We start from the raw sequence: 486 nt of genomic DNA, 5'->3' as shown, positions 1-486 counted from the left end.
TGACCTTACCAAAGGAAACCTCTTTTATCAGGAGATTTTAGAGCTTGATATCTTGATGGATCATGGCTGGATCAAAACCCTCGGTACTGATGATAAGGCCAATGTTCAGATCAGTTTTGCTCAACAGGGAGGAAATGAGACCGAAGTTCCCGATTTGTCTATAGAAGTTGATAATATTGAGGAAATTTATAACAAAATGAAAAAGGCAGGTTTTAAAATCGTGTATGATATCACTGATGAAGATTGGGGAGTGCGCCGTTTTTTTGTAAAAGATCCATTCGGAAAAGTAATTAATATTTTATCCCATCAATAAAATGTTATGTAATTCAATAGGAGCGGGCTTTAGCCCGCTTTCATAAAAAATAAACCATCATCCGGCTTTAGCCAAAACCTAAAATTAATCGCCTCAATTTCTGAAATCTCTATATTTCCAAATTATGAAAGCAGAACAAACCATTCCTATCCTAAGAATTTTTGATTACCAAA

Annotated in this window: 1 protein-coding gene; it reads left to right on the top strand. The window is 35.0% G+C overall.

What is annotated here, in order from left to right; all coding sequences use genetic code 11:
* Positions 1-313 (top strand): VOC family protein (locus BBH99_RS13110; protein ID WP_066696380.1); only part of this gene is annotated, 313 nt, incomplete at its 5' end.
* Positions 314-486: the final 173 nt, after the last annotated feature.

The organism is Chryseobacterium contaminans (assembly GCF_001684955.1).
In the GTDB taxonomy this organism is placed as follows: Bacteria; Bacteroidota; Bacteroidia; order Flavobacteriales; family Weeksellaceae; genus Chryseobacterium; species Chryseobacterium contaminans.
Note: the sequence above shows the minus strand (reverse complement) of the source record. Positions and strands in the feature narration are given on the sequence as shown.